Consider the following 14,494-nt stretch of genomic DNA (forward strand, 5'->3'; position numbering starts at 1 on the left):
TCATTCTCCTTCCACGGGGGCTTGTTCGTAGGCGGCTTCCTGGGCCTGGGGCGCGGGCTTGCCGAGCAGGGTGTTGCCGATGAAGCCGCCGTCGGCCGGGGGCGGGGCGATGATCACGGAGATCTTGTCGGAGAGCTTGTCGGCCATGGTCTTCTGGATCAGCAGCGGGTGTTTCTGGATCAGGGCGCCATCCCGTTCCAGCTGGGCGCTGGCGATCTGGCCCAGGCGCTCCTGCCGGTAGGCCTCGGCGTCGGCCAGCTTGCGCCGGGATTCGGCCTCACCCTGGGCTTCGATCTGGCGGGCCTGCGAGTTGGCTTCCGCCGTCTTGATGCGGGCCACCTTCTCGGCCTCGGCTTCCAGGCCGCGCTGCTCGATCTGCTTCTGCTTGAAGGGCAGGATGTGTTTCATGGCCTCGGCCTGGGCCTTGGCGGCGATGATCTGCTCCTGGCCGGCGGCTTCGGCGGCCTTTTCCCGGCGCACCTTCTCGGCCTCGGCTTCCAGGTCGCTTTCCTTGACGCCCTTTTCCTTCAGCTCCAGGGTGTAGCGCATCTTCTCGCTGGCCAGTTCTTCCGCCAGCAGCTGGTCCATGCCCCGGCGGTATTCGGCCGGCAGTTCTATCCGGCCCAACATCACCCCCTGCAGCTTGATGCCGTCCCTGGCCAGCTGGGTGCCCAGCTCGCTCTGGATGCTGTCGCGGATTTCCTGGCGCTTGCTGGAGAAGATCTCGCGCACCGTGTAGCGGGACAGGGTCTTGTAGAGCACGTCCTGGGCGGCCGGCTCCACCACCCCGCCGCCGATGTCGTCGGGCAGGTTGCGGGCGATGCTGGCGATGCGGGCCGGGTCCAGGGCGTAGCGTATGGTCACGTCGACGCCGATGGAGAGGCCTTCCACCGTCTGGAACTGGTCCCGCATGTCCGGGCGGTAAAGCTGGTCCCGCAGGGGAAAGCTGCGCAGGCGGTGCAGGCCGGGGAGCACCAGCACGGCCCCTTCGCGCATTTCCACCGCCTCGCCGGTGAATTGGTTGATGCGCACCCCGATCTCCCCCCGGCCCACGGTCTTCATGGGGGGCTCCTGGTAGAGGCCGTAAGCGCCGATGCCGGCGATGGACAGGGCGATGATGCCGACCCGGGCCCGGTAGAGGCCGCTGCCCAGCCGGCTGCCGGCGTCACCGCCCAGGCCGGCGAGTTTGCGGCCGCCCCGGCCCAGGGATGCGCCCAGGCCGGACAGGGTTGCGAACAGACGTTCCTTCATGATGTTTTCCTCCGCTGAACCGATCTATCTGTGTCCGGGATTCCGGCCCGGGGGGAGAAGATCGTCACCCCCTCCGGCATGGCTTGCATCTTCCGGCCATCGGCCAGGAGGAAGCCATGCCGCCGGGAGGCGGCTTTGGTATGACGACGGAAGAGGCGGGCGCGGGGCGTGAACAAACACTCACGCCCCCTGCGCTGCAGGGCGCCGCAAAAACAGGGATACTGCGCTCCTCAGCCAGGGAGCATGCCATGATCAAGGTCGCCGTCATCGAGGACGACATCCCCACCAGCACGCAGTTGAAGGACTGGATACTCGCCGCCCGCCCGGATGTGGTGGTCGAGCAGTGGTTCAACCGGGACGACGCGGAAGCCGCCATCGCCCGGGAGGATTACGCCCTGGTGACCCTGGACATCGAACTGGGGCGTGAGCGTCATGCGGGCGTCGCCGTCATCAACGCCATCAACAAGACCGGGCGCGGCACGCCGGTGCTGGTGGTGTCGGCCATGCCGGCGGCCATCTACCGCAGCATCATGAAAGCCCTGGACGCCTGGGATTACCTGCAGAAAACCGCCTTCGAGGAAGCCGATTTCATCGAGACCTTCCTGGAAATCCTGCGCGCCTCCCGGGACCGGGCGGCCCCGGCGGCAGCGACCACGGCGCCGGACGAGCTGGCCCTGGACCCCCTGCGCCAGAGCACGCCCCTGTGGCGCGGCCAGCGGGTGAACCTGCCCCTCACCGCCCAGCGCATCCTCGCCACCCTCTACCAGCGGCGCGGCGAGGTGGTGTCCTACGACGAGCTGTTTGCCGTGGTGAAGAGCGGCCGCAACCGGGACAACATCAGAAAGCACATCAGCACCATCCGCGAAGCCTTCCGGGAGCTGGACGAGGACTTCGACCGCATCGAGAACGTGCCCATGCGCGGCTTCCGCTGGTCCGGCCCGGCCCGCTGACGCCATGAACCGCCTGCTCGCCTGGCTTGCCTCCTTCCGCCTGCGCGTCCTGCTGCGCACCTCCTTCCTGTTCCTGGCCTTCGTGGTGCTGGCCATGACGGTGACCGTGCTGCAGGAGGAAAAGCAGCGCAGCTACGACAGTTACCGGGCCGGGCTGGAGAAGACCAAGGAGCAGATCGTCGCCCGGCTGCACCATCCGGCCGGCCAGCTGGCCCTGCTCAATCCCCGCTGGGACGCCGGTTCCGCCGCCCAGGGACGGCCCCTGGTGCTGCCTTTCTCCGGCATCGATTTCGACGACCAGAACAAGGCCAGGAACGCCTTCGAAATGGCCAACTGCCTGATCCAGTACCCGGACCAGGGCAGCCTGTGCGTGGCCATCGGCAACAATCCCTGGGCCGGCGGCTATCTCTACCTGGCCGGCACCTTCGCCAGCGGGCCCCTGGTGCCCCACCAGATCGGCGACGAATTCCTGGACGGGGCCCACCGGCTGCGGGTCAGCGTCCAGGTCCGGGATCAGCGCTGGCAGTGGATCGCCCCCTTCGAGCTGACCGGTGCCCCCGCCACGGCGGCCGGGGAGGGGGTGCGGGGCCGCTTCACCGGCTATGTGGAACTGCCCGGTCGGGATTACACCGGGGCGCGGACCCAGCGGGAGTTCCGGGGCTGGGTCTGGCAGAGCGGCCGCTGTCTGAAAACGGCGGCCGGGGAGGGGGAGGACTGTCCCCGGAAATCCTTCTTTTCCCTGCGGCTGCCCGTGGAAACCCTGCGGGCCGCAGTCCTGGGCAGCCGTAATCCGGCCTGGCCGCCGGCGGACCTGGATCAGTACCGGGTGCAGCTGGAGGTGCTGCCGCCCGGGGAGGGGGCGCCGGTGTTTTCCAACGCCCAGCCCGGTAAGGCGCCTCCCTTCGCCCTGGACGCCCTGGCCCGGCTCCTGGCCCCCGGGGAGACCCTCAGCATCCGCCGGGTGGCGGGGGAGCAGGAAACCCCGGTGGCCCAGCTCGCCGGGCGGGAGGAGGACGAGGAACTATCCTCCCCCCTGCTGACCCGCCTGATCCTCCGCCTGCCGGTGGATACCCTGGAGACGCCCCTGGTGGAACTGGAGGACGAGATCGTCACTCCCCTGGGCAGTTACCGGCTCCAGCTCCGGGGGGATGCCCGCAGCGTGAACAAGCGGCTGGCGGCGGTGGCCACCCGTCTGTCCTGGTTCATCGGCGCCATGCTCGGCGCCATCGCCGTGGCCTGGCTGGTGATCGAGGCGGGGCTGATCCGCCGCATTGCCCGGCTGACCCGGCGCACCCGGGGGCTGTCCCGCTCCATGCAGGCGGAAGGGGGGCTGGAACGCTACGAGTTTGCCGACCTGCGCGGCCGGGACGAGCTGGGTCTGCTGGCCAGTGGCCTGGACGACCTGCTGCGCCGGGTGCGCGAGGATGCCGGCCGCGAGCGCATCCGCGCCGCCCAGGAAAAGGACATGTGGCATGCCGTGGGGCACGAGATCATGTCGCCCCTGCAGAGCCTGCTGGCCCTGCACGGCGATGCGGCCGATCCCAGCCACCGCTACATCAGCCGCATGCAGCAGGCGGTGCGGGTGCTGTACGGCAGCGCCAGCCCGAGCGAGGCCTTTGCCGGCAGCCAGCTGGAAATCGCAGCGGTGGATCTGGCCGGTTTCATCGGCCACGTGGCGGAAAACGCCGGGGTGGAGGGCCTGGGCTGCAGCGGCGTCGGGCAGCCGGTGCTGGTGCGGGCCGACGAGTTTGCCCTGGAGGACGTGTTTGCCCACCTGCTGCGCAATGCCGAGCGCTACCGGGAGCCCGGCACCCCCATCCTGATCACGCTGGCGGTGGAAGCGGAGCTGGCCCGGGTCACGGTGAGCAACCAGGGCCCGGCCATTCCCGCAGAGATGCTCGAACGGATTTTTGAATACGGGGTGTCGGACCAGGCCGAGGCGGGGGCCGCCGGCAACCGGGGCCAGGGCCTGTTCGTGGCCCGCACCTACATGGCCAAGATGGGGGGCACCATCAGCGCCCGGAACAGCGGCGACGGGGTGGCCTTCGTCCTCACCCTGCCCTGTCTGCCCCCGGCTCCCTGAGCCGGGGGGCGCAGCCTCAGGCTTCAGGCTTCAGGCCATCAGCTCCAGGAGCTTGGCGAAGGCTTCTTCGAACTGCTTGAGGCCGGCGGCCAGCAGTTCATCCCCCACCAGATCCAGATCCACACCCCGGGCGGCCAGGGCGGCCAGGAGGGCGTGGTTTTCCGCCTGGGCCCGGTCCAGGGTGGCGGCGGCTTCCCCGTGGTCCCGGAAAGCGGCCAGGGTTACGTCGGGCACCGTGTTGACGGTGCCGGGGCCGATCAGCTCCTCCACGTAGCGCACATCCCGGTAGGCCGGGTTCTTGCTGGAGGTGGAAGCCCAGAGCAGCTTCTGGGGCGCGGCTCCGGCCGGCAGCAGGGGCAGGGTGGGCAGGCGGCCGTAGGCGGCCCGGGCCGAGGCGATGGCGATCCGGCCCTGGAGTTCGGGGGGCAGCCGGGGGTCCAGGAGGCTGTCGATGCGGCTGATGAAGACGCTGGCCACGGAGGCGATGCCCTGCACCGGTTCGCCCCGGGCGGCCCGGGCTTCCAGGCCCCGGCGGTGGGCGGCCTGGACGGTGGCGAGTTGGTGGGGCCCGAAGATCAGGGTGACATTGACGTTGATGCCCGCCTCGATGGCGCCGGCAATGGCCTGCAGCCCGGCCCGGGTGGCGGGAATCTTGATCATGGCGTTGGGCCGGTCGATCTCGGCCCACAGGCGCCGGGCGGCGGCCAGGGTGCCGGCGGCATCATGGGCCAGGGCCGGGGCCACTTCGAAGCTGACGAAACCGGCATCGCCGCCGGACTGCTCATAGACCGGGCGGAGGATGTCGCAGGCGCGGCGGATGTCGGGCAGCACCAGGGCCTCGAAACGCAGTTCCGGGTCGGAAATTTCCTGCTTCAGGCGGGCCAGGTCGGCCTGGTAGCCCGGGTCGTTCTTGATGGCGTTGTAGAAGATGGCCGGGTTGGAGGTGACGCCGGCAATGGCATCATCGGCGATCCAGCGGGCCAGCTGGCCGGAGTCCAGAAGGTCGCGGGTCAGGTTGTCGAGCCAGATCTGCTGGCCGAGCTGGGCAATTTGCTTGAGGCGGGACATGGGCAGGGCCGCTATAAAAAAGCAGGCAGTGTAACGGCAGCCGCGCCGGCCTTCCAGTGCCGGGCCCCGCTGGGGCCGGGGTTCTGGGACAATGCCGCCTTTATTGCCAGGAAAACCGGACCATGACCACACCCTTTGCCGTGCGCGGCGATTACATCCAGCTCGATCAACTACTCAAGGCCGCCGGCCTCGTGGGTTCCGGCGGCGAGGCCCACGCTGCCGTGGAATCCGGCCTGGTGCAGGTGGACGGGCAGCCGGAGAGCCGCAAGCGGGCCAAGCTGCGCCCTGGGCAAAGGGTGGATTTTCAGGGCGAGACCCTGGTGCTGGTGGCCGAAGAATAAAGGATGTTGATAAGCTGAGTTTATCCACCCTTGCCGGGGGTAAGCTTGTGGATAAGCTCGGGACAGGTGCTGCAAGCCCTGGAAATCTAATGGTTTTCAGCGTTCGCCTGTTTTTTGGGCGGTTTTGCGGCGGCGCTGAGTAACTGCAGCGGCGCTGCTGGGCGCCTTGTTCATAAGTGCAACTTATCCCCGTCCGACGGGGGCAAGTCTGTGGATAAGCTCGGGACAGTTGCCCCAAGCCCCGGGGCCGCAAGGAAAAAATCCATCTGCCCAAAAATTGGGCGCCGCCCTTTTTACCCGGGGCTCCCGCCTCAATCGAACAGGCACAGGGGCACCTGGCGCTCCGCCGCGCTGACGCCCCCGTGCATGCCCAGCATCGGATGTTCCGGGGCGCCGGCCAGGCGGTCGGTGAGGGTCCAGTCGTCCTTGAGGATCAGGGTCACGTCGCCGATCCGCGAGTCCAGGCGGGGATGCCGGGGCCCGGGACCGAACCAGCCCAGGCGCAGCAGCTCGCGGCTGGGCACGGCCCACAGGGCGTGCCCCAGCTGCCCTTCCACCCCGGCCATGAATGCCGCCTCGCAGCCCGGATGCAGGTGGGCGTAGGCGGCCCGGCGCTCCCCGGACAGAGGCTGGCGCAGCAGGCGGTGCAGTTCCGGGTAGTCGTCCAGGTAGAGCAGCCGCTCCGGGGGAGCGGTGATGAAGCCGTGGTCGGCCGTCACCAGCACCTGGGGCCGGCGGGCATCCCGGGGCAGGCCCTGGAGCCAGCTGCCCAGGGCCTGTTCCAGAGTCTGCAGGGCCAGACCGGCGGCCTGGCTGTCGGGGCCGTGCTCGTGGGAGAGGCTGTCGAAATCGGGCCAGTAGGCCTGGATCAGCCGGGGTCCGGGGCCGCTTTCTTCCAGGGCCGCCTGAACCTGCTCGAACAGTTCGGCAAGATGCAGGTAGCCCCGCTTGTGGGTGCCCCGGGCCAGTTCCCGGTTGAAGGGGGAATAGAGAATGGCACTGGGGGCCACATGGGTGATGGCAGCCCGGGTCCGGGGGGCCAGGGGCAGGGCAATGGGCAGGTCCGGGGCGGCGAGGATGCGCCGGGCCCAGTCTTCCTGCTGTTCCCGGTCAGGCTGTTCCCCCTGGCGCCGCAGCAGGGGCAGGACGGCCAGCAGTTCCCCCACTTCCTCGGCCCACAGGTGCCAGCCGGTCAGGCCATGGCTGGCGGGGGCCAGTCCGGTGATCAGGGTACCCACGGCGCTGGCCGTGGTGCTGGGAAACACCGAGGCCAGGGTAGTCAGGCATCCGCCCTGCAGCAGGCCGCCGGGCAGGTGGCGCTGCAGCTGAGCTTCGCCCATGCCATCCACAATCAGCAGCACCAGGGGACGTTCCGGGTCGAGCCGGTCCGCCAGGGCGCCCAGGGGGGCGTAGGGCAGGGGGGCTCCCCCCAGGTGCTGTACCAGACTGGCCATCAGGTTGCCGAGGCCCTGGTCCGGGTCGGGGGGAGGGGGAAGGCCGGGGAGAGGAGGGTGTTGTGGCGCTTGCATCGGCCTAGTTTGCCTGCAAGGAGGGGACCTTGGAAAGGTGCGGCGGGCGGCAGCGGCAGGTGCTCGTGGCAGGCGGTAGCGGCGGGAGGGACAGGCGCCCGGTCGGGGATGCAATAAAAGTTGGCGAAAGCAGCTCTATAAAAGATAAAATATATAAGACTTGTGCCCCAGAACCCGAGTGGTCCGGCGCTGTCGTAAAATATGCGTTTTCCTAACACCGGGTTGCCCCCGATTTCTTCCCGCCAACTTCACGAAAGGAAGTCCCCGTGCTTGAAGCTTACCGTGCCCACGTTGCCGAGCGTGCTGCTCTCGGCATCCCCGCCCTGCCCCTGTCCAAGCAACAGACCACCGAACTGGTTGCCCTGCTGAAGAACCCGCCCAAGGGCGAAGAGGCTTTCCTGGTTGAGCTCCTGACCTACCGCGTGCCCGCCGGCGTCGATGATGCCGCCAAGGTCAAGGCCGAGTTCCTGGCCAAGGTTGCCAAGGGCGAAGAAAGCTGCGCGCTGATCTCCAAGGAAAAGGCCACCGAGCTGCTGGGCACCATGCTGGGCGGCTACAACGTCAAGCCCCTGATCGACCTGCTCGCCTGCCCCAGCTGCGGCAGCGTCGCCGCCGAAGGCCTGAAGAAGACCCTGCTGGTGTTCGACTACTTCCACGACGTGGCCGAGCTGGCCAAGTCCGGCAACGCCAACGCCAAGGCCGTGATGCAGTCCTGGGCCGACGCCGAGTGGTTCACCTCCCGCCCCGAAGTGCCCGCTTCGCAAAAGCTGACCGTGTTCAAGGTTACCGGCGAAACCAACACCGACGACCTGTCCCCCGCTCCCGACGCCTGGTCCCGGCCCGACATCCCCCTGCATGCCCTGGCCATGCTGAAGAACCCCCGTCCCGGCATCGAAGCTGACGAACCCGGCAGCCGCGGCCCCGTCAAGCAGCTGGAAGCCCTGGCCAAGAAGGGCAACCTGATCGCCTACGTGGGCGACGTGGTGGGTACCGGTTCTTCCCGCAAGTCCGCCACCAACTCCGTGCTGTGGTTCACCGGTGAAGACATCCCCTTCGTGCCCAACAAGCGCTTCGGCGGCGTCTGCCTGGGTTCCAAGATCGCCCCCATCTTCTTCAACACCATGGAAGATGCCGGCGCCCTGCCCATCGAAATCGACGTGGCCCAGATGGACATGGGCGATGAGATCGAACTGAAGATCGACCAGGCCAGCGCCAAGGTCATCGCCACCAAGAACGGCGCCGTGATCGCTGAAACCCAGCTGAAGACCCCGGTGATCCTGGACGAAGTGCGCGCCGGCGGCCGCATTCCCCTGATCATCGGCCGCGGCCTCACCGCCAAGGCCCGCGAAGCCCTGGGCCTGCCCGCTTCCACCCTGTTCCGCCTGCCCCAGAACCCTGCCGACCCCGGCAAGGGCTACTCCCTGGCCCAGAAGATGGTCGGCCGCGCCTGTGGCCTGCCCGAAGGCAAGGGCGTCCTGCCCGGCACCTACTGCGAACCCAAGATGACCACCGTGGGTTCCCAGGACACCACCGGCCCCATGACCCGCGACGAGCTGAAGGACCTGGCCTGCCTGGGCTTCTCCGCCGATCTGGTGATGCAGTCCTTCTGCCACACTGCCGCCTATCCGAAGCTGGTCGACGTCAAGATGCACCGGGAACTGCCGTCCTTCATCAGCACCCGTGGCGGTGTCTCGCTGCGTCCTGGTGACGGCGTCATCCACTCCTGGCTGAACCGTCTGCTGCTGCCCGATACCGTGGGTACCGGCGGTGACTCCCACACCCGCTTCCCCATCGGCATCTCCTTCCCGGCCGGTTCCGGCCTGGTGGCCTTCGCTGCCGCCACCGGCGTGATGCCCCTGGACATGCCCGAATCCGTGCTGGTGCGCTTCAAGGGCAAGATGCAGCCCGGCATCACCCTGCGCGATCTGGTCAACGCCATCCCCCTGTACGCCATCAAGCAGGGCCTGCTGACCGTGGAGAAGAAGGGCAAGAAGAACGTCTTCTCCGGCCGCATCCTGGAAATCGAAGGTCTGCCCGATCTGAAGGTGGAACAAGCCTTTGAGCTCTCCGACGCCGCTGCCGAGCGTTCCGCCGCTGCTTGCGCCATCGCCCTGAACAAGGAGCCGATCGTCGAGTACCTGCGTTCCAACATCACCCTGATGAAGTGGATGATCGCCGAAGGCTACCAGGATGCCCGCACCCTGAAGCGCCGCATCGCCGCCATGGAAGAGTGGATCAAGAACGGCACCCTGCTCAAGGCCGACGCCGATGCCCAGTACGCAGCAGTGATCGAGATCGATCTGGCCGAAGTCACCGAGCCCATCTGCGCCTGCCCGAACGACCCGGACGACGTGAAGGTCCTCTCCGAAGTTGCCGGCGCCAAGATCGACGAAGTCTTCATCGGCTCCTGCATGACCAACATCGGTCACTTCCGCGCTGCCGGCAAGGTGCTGGACGGCAAGTCCGACATCCCGACCCGCCTGTGGATCGCTCCGCCCACCAAGATGGATGCGCTGATCCTGACCGAAGAAGGCTACTACAGCGTCCTCGGCAAGGCCGGCGCCCGCATGGAAATGCCGGGCTGCTCCCTGTGCATGGGCAACCAGGCCCAGATCAAGAAGGGCAGCACCGCCATGTCCACCTCCACCCGGAACTTCCCGAACCGCCTCGGCATCGACACCCAGGTTTACCTGGGCTCCGCCGAACTGGCCGCCATGTGCGCGCTGATGGGCAAGATCCCCACCGTGGCCGAGTACATGGAAAACATCCAGGTGGTGAACGCCAAGGCGGCCGACATCTACCGCTACATGAACTTCGACCAGATCCCGGCCTTCGTGGAAGTGGCTGAAACCGTCGAGATGTAAGGTTTCTCGGGTATTCCCGAGCGTGAGCGGCGCCCTGCGGGGCGCCGTTTTTCATGCCGGCCCGCCTTGATGACTGTGTTTGTATGCAGCCACCCGGCGCATGGCCGAAACTGCGGCGCATCTCGTCGATCATGTTTTTCCGCGTCAGCCGGTGCGGCACAGCTTTTTGCGGTGCATCGAACAAGGCCTGCGACAAGGTCGGTCGACGCTGACGGGCGCACGCGCCTCGGTGCCGTCGTTTTCATCCGCCGCTTCGGCGCCTTGCTCAATGAGCGATTGCCCGAGGCGGATCAGGGTTGCCGGTTATCCGGCAAGGACCATAGCCGTGGCCGGTTGATCCGGGCAACGCGGCGGGTATGGCGGGCATCGACGATCTTGAACGCCTCCGTCTCGGTGTCCGGGAAAACCGCGAAGAGCGCTTCCGGGCAGCGGCTCACGGCAGTCGGCGGAAGCTTTTCGGCGAAATCGAGACGGCTCAGGCGCGGCCCGCATTTGCGATAAACAAACCCCTTGAGGTAGGGCGAGCCGTAGTTGAAGACAAAGACAAACAGGTCTTTGCTGCAATGGCTGGCGACGATTTCGCCGACCGCGTAGTCAGCGCTGTCCAGATCGCCGAAGGCGGGTATGGTCTGACCGTCGACAACCAGGGTGAGCACGCGGCTCTCGGGGTCCTGGCGCATTTCGACGGTGCTGGCCTGGCGAGTATCGCCCAGCCGGCAACTGCTCTGAAATGGCTCCGCGTCCGCTCGGGCGGTCGAGAAGGCAAGGCAGCAAGCAGCCAGTGCCAGCCAGTAGCGGGTGTAGCGGGGGAATTTCATGGGCGATTTTGAAGGGCTGGCGGTTGATGCGGCGCGCCGTTTGCGGGGAGGGCTGTCAGGAAACAGCGGCGGGCATTTGATGTTGTTCGGCAGGAGATCGACCTGAGCGGTCTGTCGTTTGAGCAGGCCCACGGCAACTATCGACCCGTTGCTGCCGTTCGCTACTTGGGACAGCAGACGTTCAACGGTTTAAGCAACCGGCGCGCTCCAGCGCGTCGGGTTGACTGAAATGCCAGGTTGTTCTCTCCGCTGCTTATGCCTAATCTCCGACCAAACGAATCGAGCCTAGCCACTCTATCTCCATGGAATCCATTCGGGCAGCTTGTCACGCTTGCCAGCCTGATAATCCAGCCAGGCACGATTCCAAAGGACGCTGCTTTCGTAAGGAATTTCGCTGAATTTTTCGGGGCGACTGTGGCTTGGCCCAGGCGGGTAATATTCCTCGCGACACGCCATGGCTGCGCGCCTTCGCCCGTCAGGACTGATCGGGCACCACGCCTTATCGTCCGGCGCGGTGGCCCAAGTAACGCCTTGTTTGAAGCAGGACAGCGCGCGAAACTTCGGCTCGATGACGGTTTTTCCGTTGCTGTCTTGCAAGCCCCACAAACCAGCCTTCTCGAAGAAGCGCAATCCGCCCTCGCAACTCAGTGTCGGCTCGGGGGTTAGCCTGTCTCTGGCCGGCTTTTCAACTCGCTTACCGTAGGCATCGATCCATTGGGAGTCTTTACCTTCTTCCACGACGAATATGCCTTCGCGATCCGGACGCAGCTTAGCAAAGCCGGGCTTGACAGTGAATGCACCGGAGCGGTCGATGATCCCCCATTTCCCTTCGACCTTAACAGCTGTGTGGTTCCCGCGAAATGAATAGAGGTTTTCGAAGCCATTCTTGCCACCGAGAACGGTGCCATCCTCCAAAACGATGAACCACTTTCCATCGTGCCTGGCCGAAAAGGGGCCTGGGCAATCTGTCATCCGGAAATACGTATTTTCAAATGGCCCTATCGGTTGGCTATCCCCTGGCCTACGGAATTCAACCGTCTCGCCGCGCTGGACGATAGTCAGGCCGCCAGGACACTCGGCCACAGTCTTGACGTCGAGTTGATCCGGAATCAGGCGCCCGTTTGGTTCGATGCTGTACCAAGTTTTGCCGATCCGACCACGTGGCAACTTGCCGTCGTCGCTAATCTCAACCTTGTCGAAATAGCGATCGGCGAGGAACGTGCCATCGGCACGTACGATTCCCTCTCTGACCTCGTTCTGCGTGCCATCCGAATTGAACTGCTTGCCCTCCAGAGCACGGCCATACCCGCCACGCCAGTAGCTGAGCTGCGCGAATTTCAGAGGAACGACAAGCTCGCCATCGCGATCAACCGCGCCGCGGCGAAGGGCCTCCCAACGCTGTTGCGGCGGTAGTGAATAGTCCGGCATCGACTCGACAATTGCGCGCGATTCCATCAGTTGTTGCACATGATGGTATCGAGGTGTCACCTGCCAGGTTCCATCTGCTCGCATGAGGCCCCAGATATCTGAGTAATTTTCATCCTTGGTTCCAGCCCAGATAAGCCCGCGTTCCGGCTTGTCGAAGATACTGAACCTCAGATTCTGATCGGAAAGCCATCCCTTTTTGGCATGAAAAAGGCCAGAGTCGTTATATGAAGACAAGGCTACAGGGTCAGTAATTGCACCCAATCGCTCATTGCCGGATGAAGCTTGCCGCTGCTCGTTCAGGAAAAGCTGCGCTATGAACGCATCGCCAACGAAGGGGATGATCCGCCTGAATTGCGGCGAAACCACAAGCTCTCCCGAGCGATTGATAATCCCGGATGCGTTGTCCATCCGGATTTCCGCATATTCACCGGTAAAGAAGCCTGCGTTCTGAAAGCGAGCCTCGATAACGACCTTTCCGGTCGCATCTATAAAGCCATACCGTCCTTCAATGCGAACAGCAGCCAAGCCTTCGCTGAACGCCTTGGCAACTTCAAATTGCTGAGGGATGCGCTCCACCCCACTGCCTTTTTCGACATAGCCGCAGAGCTGGAACGGACCGCCGCATCGCGGAAGCAGTTCAGTCCCGGCCTCCGCAGCCAACGCAGACAAAGAGGCAAGCAAAGTGAGGGTTGCGATAGCCAACGGGCCAGTTCGCCCAAGCCGAATCTTTAACCGTTCCGTGAAAAAGTGCACAGGAATCCTCTCGTATTCATCGGCGCGCCCGCCGAGAAAAATGGCACGCTAATCCATAAGCATAACCACATATCGAGGGGAATGTCTGCAATCGGCATTCAGTGGCAAAGTCCGCTCATGGCTGGCGGCTGCCAAGTGCTGATCGAAGTTTCAAGGTCCGTTCTGGCCGAGCTTCAGCCTCCCACCAAAACATCAGAAACTCTTCCGTCCGAGGGCGGCGGTGCGTATCGCAGCGACCATGGCGGGCCAGTTCGCAGACGCTCATGAACAGCATTTCCCGCTAAACCAGAACAAAGGTATCGCTGTAGCGGGCCACGGTCTGGTCGTGCGTCAGTAATCGCATGGGTTCGGCCAGGGGCTGAGCGAGCAGCAGGCGGTCGAAGGGGTCCTGGTGGTGCTTGGGCAGCGTTTCGATGGCGGCGGCGTATTCTGCCTCGATGGCCAGGAACTGGTAACCCGCAGCGCGAAAATGGCGGACGGCATCGTCGCCCGATACCGGCATGTCGCCCCGTTCCTGGCTGTGTTTGATGGTGATTTCCCAGATGCTGGCGACGCTGATCCAGATCGTGGCGCGCGGCGAAAGGATCAGCTCACGCGCTTTTTTGGTCAGGTTCGGGTGGTCGGTAATCGTCCGCAGGGCAACATGGGTGTTGAGCAGCAGGTTCATGATGATCCCAGAAACATCCGGGCCACTTCGGCATTGTTGGCGTCGATGTCGTCGGGAACCTCGAACAGGCCCTTGGCCACCCCGATGCGGTTCGATGCGGGAACGCTCGATAGTGGGACCAGTTTGGCGGCTGGCCGGCCGTTGCGGGCAATGATGATTTCCCGTTCCTCGCCCTGCTCGATGGACTCGACCAGGCGGGAAAGATTGCTTTTGGCTTGTAACATGTTGATGGTGGTCATGGCAGGCTCCTGCGCATTTGGTGCCTTAGCCTAGTCTGGCTAAGTTGTTTTCTCAAGCATGGGCGGATTCTGGAAAATCTCGCCCAATCAATTGCTTTGCTGCGAACGCTCACCGCTCCCCAATCAGCGCTGCCCTTAGCAATTCAATGAAAGCCGTCGTCCGGCTCGGGATCAGGCGGCGGCCGGGGGTGACGCACCAGAGGGTGACGGTGGGCATTGACCATTCCGGCAGGATGCGGCGGAGCAGGCCGCGTTCGACCCAGGGGCCGGCGAGGCGGTCGTCGAGGGCGACGATGCCGAGGCCGTGCGCGGCCATTTCGCGTTGCAGGCCGGGGGAGTTGGCGGCGAGCGGGCCGTTGGACAGGCCTTCCGGTGAATGTGTTTTGGCCTTGAACAGGCGCCGTCGGCAGCAGGCCTTTCCCAATCACCACAAACACCCCGGCTAAAACCGGGGGGCGTTTTTGCTACAAGCCAGGACAGTGCTCAGGATTTCACGCGGTAAT

12 protein-coding genes are annotated in these 14,494 nt (G+C 65.2%); 4 read left to right on the plus strand and 8 right to left on the minus strand.

The window, feature by feature from the left end; translation table 11 throughout:
- Nucleotides 1-1,251, minus strand: a complete 1,251-nt coding sequence (locus tag G474_RS19325; RefSeq protein WP_051281764.1) for an SPFH domain-containing protein — start codon at nucleotides 1,249-1,251, stop codon at nucleotides 1-3.
- A 248-nt stretch (nucleotides 1,252-1,499) separates the two neighbouring features.
- Between G474_RS19325 and G474_RS0103145 the strand changes: the two genes are divergently transcribed.
- Nucleotides 1,500-2,201: a response regulator gene (locus tag G474_RS0103145; RefSeq protein WP_026685705.1), complete on the plus strand. Its 702-nt coding sequence runs from the start codon at nucleotides 1,500-1,502 to the stop codon at nucleotides 2,199-2,201.
- Nucleotides 2,202-2,205: 4 nt separating this feature from the next.
- Complete coding sequence (locus tag G474_RS0103150) at nucleotides 2,206-4,284, plus strand: sensor histidine kinase (RefSeq protein WP_026685706.1); 2,079 nt, start codon at nucleotides 2,206-2,208, stop codon at nucleotides 4,282-4,284.
- A 30-nt stretch (nucleotides 4,285-4,314) separates the two neighbouring features.
- Here the strand turns inward: G474_RS0103150 and tal are convergent, their stop codons facing one another.
- Nucleotides 4,315-5,352: a transaldolase gene (tal, locus tag G474_RS0103155; protein WP_026685707.1), complete on the minus strand. Its 1,038-nt coding sequence runs from the start codon at nucleotides 5,350-5,352 to the stop codon at nucleotides 4,315-4,317.
- Between the two features lie 122 nt (nucleotides 5,353-5,474).
- Here tal and G474_RS0103160 point away from each other — a divergent pair, with 122 nt between their 5' ends.
- Nucleotides 5,475-5,693 carry an RNA-binding S4 domain-containing protein gene (locus tag G474_RS0103160; protein ID WP_026685708.1) on the plus strand — a complete coding sequence of 73 codons (219 nt, stop codon included), beginning with the start codon at nucleotides 5,475-5,477 and terminating at the stop codon, nucleotides 5,691-5,693.
- 311 nt (nucleotides 5,694-6,004) lie between these two features.
- Here G474_RS0103160 and G474_RS19330 read toward each other — a convergent pair whose 3' ends face one another.
- Nucleotides 6,005-7,147, minus strand: coding sequence for an alkaline phosphatase family protein (locus G474_RS19330; RefSeq protein ID WP_051281766.1), 1,143 nt, complete (start codon nucleotides 7,145-7,147; stop codon nucleotides 6,005-6,007).
- 341 nt (nucleotides 7,148-7,488) lie between these two features.
- Here G474_RS19330 and G474_RS0103170 point away from each other — a divergent pair, with 341 nt between their 5' ends.
- The gene (locus tag G474_RS0103170; protein WP_026685709.1) at nucleotides 7,489-10,086 is read left to right on the plus strand and encodes a bifunctional aconitate hydratase 2/2-methylisocitrate dehydratase; all 2,598 of its coding nucleotides are present in this window, start codon (nucleotides 7,489-7,491) and stop codon (nucleotides 10,084-10,086) included.
- 290 nt (nucleotides 10,087-10,376) lie between these two features.
- On the opposite strand, the gene G474_RS21820 is transcribed toward G474_RS0103170, so the two are convergent.
- The 5 genes from G474_RS21820 to G474_RS0103195 form a co-directional block, all read right to left on the minus strand.
- Nucleotides 10,377-11,036: a hypothetical protein gene (locus G474_RS21820; RefSeq protein ID WP_156919132.1), complete on the minus strand. Its 660-nt coding sequence runs from the start codon at nucleotides 11,034-11,036 to the stop codon at nucleotides 10,377-10,379.
- A gap of 162 nt (nucleotides 11,037-11,198) precedes the next feature.
- Entirely contained in the window at nucleotides 11,199-13,034 is a 1,836-nt protein-coding gene (locus G474_RS21825) for a WG repeat-containing protein (protein WP_051281767.1), read from the minus strand.
- A 331-nt stretch (nucleotides 13,035-13,365) separates the two neighbouring features.
- Entirely contained in the window at nucleotides 13,366-13,752 is a 387-nt protein-coding gene (locus G474_RS0103185) for a type II toxin-antitoxin system VapC family toxin (protein WP_026685712.1), read from the minus strand.
- A complete protein-coding gene (locus tag G474_RS0103190) occupies nucleotides 13,749-13,991 on the minus strand; it encodes a type II toxin-antitoxin system Phd/YefM family antitoxin (protein WP_026685713.1) in 243 nt (80 codons plus the stop codon). The genes G474_RS0103185 and G474_RS0103190 overlap by 4 nt, the downstream gene beginning before the upstream one ends.
- A 109-nt stretch (nucleotides 13,992-14,100) precedes the next feature.
- Entirely contained in the window at nucleotides 14,101-14,415 is a 315-nt protein-coding gene (locus G474_RS0103195) for a LysR substrate-binding domain-containing protein (protein ID WP_084513540.1), read from the minus strand.
- Nucleotides 14,416-14,494 lie beyond the last annotated feature (79 nt).

The organism is Azovibrio restrictus DSM 23866 (genome assembly GCF_000429665.1).
Taxonomy (GTDB): domain Bacteria; phylum Pseudomonadota; class Gammaproteobacteria; order Burkholderiales; family Rhodocyclaceae; genus Azovibrio; species Azovibrio restrictus.

What these genes read in the sequence shown, in the direction of transcription:
- G474_RS19325 (WP_051281764.1), bottom strand. Translation starts at nt 1,251, where the DNA reads ATGAAGGAACGTCTGTTCGCAACCCTGTCCGGCCTGGGCGCATCCCTG.
- G474_RS0103145 (WP_026685705.1), top strand. Translation starts at nt 1,500, where the DNA reads ATGATCAAGGTCGCCGTCATCGAGGACGACATCCCCACCAGCACGCAG.
- G474_RS0103150 (WP_026685706.1), top strand. Translation starts at nt 2,206, where the DNA reads ATGAACCGCCTGCTCGCCTGGCTTGCCTCCTTCCGCCTGCGCGTCCTG.
- tal (WP_026685707.1), bottom strand. Translation starts at nt 5,352, where the DNA reads ATGTCCCGCCTCAAGCAAATTGCCCAGCTCGGCCAGCAGATCTGGCTC.
- G474_RS0103160 (WP_026685708.1), top strand. Translation starts at nt 5,475, where the DNA reads ATGACCACACCCTTTGCCGTGCGCGGCGATTACATCCAGCTCGATCAA.
- G474_RS19330 (WP_051281766.1), bottom strand. Translation starts at nt 7,147, where the DNA reads ATGGCCAGTCTGGTACAGCACCTGGGGGGAGCCCCCCTGCCCTACGCC.
- G474_RS0103185 (WP_026685712.1), bottom strand. Translation starts at nt 13,752, where the DNA reads ATGAACCTGCTGCTCAACACCCATGTTGCCCTGCGGACGATTACCGAC.
- G474_RS0103190 (WP_026685713.1), bottom strand. Translation starts at nt 13,991, where the DNA reads ATGACCACCATCAACATGTTACAAGCCAAAAGCAATCTTTCCCGCCTG.